The 248-nt window shown below is 76.6% G+C and carries 1 pseudogene; it reads right to left on the bottom strand.

Annotated features, from left to right (window positions below):
- Positions 1-248, bottom strand: a pseudogene (locus tag KVT44_RS56520) (alpha/beta hydrolase); the annotation flags it as partial.

The following is a 248-nucleotide window of genomic DNA, read 5'->3' as shown; positions in this document are numbered from 1 at the left end:
GCACGGGCTGGTCCGTGCCCGGGGGGTGCTCGGCTCCTCGTACGACCGCGCGCCGGGCCTCGAGACGTACGGCCATGACGTCCAGAAGCGGCTCCGGCCAGGTGTCGGCGAACGCACCCGACAGCACATGCTGGGGCAGGTGTACGGCGGCCAGCTGGGCGGCGGGGTGGGGCTCCGTGCACAGCTGACGGCGGGCCGGGATCAGTTGGGCCGGTGGGGGGGGGCGCCAGCGGCCCCCGTGGTCCGGC

Source organism: Streptomyces sp. GbtcB7 (assembly GCF_019091445.1).
GTDB classification, from domain to species: domain Bacteria; phylum Actinomycetota; class Actinomycetes; order Streptomycetales; family Streptomycetaceae; genus Streptomyces; species Streptomyces mirabilis.
The sequence above is the reverse complement of the archived record's forward strand: the minus strand, read 5'-3'. Positions and strand labels throughout refer to the sequence as shown.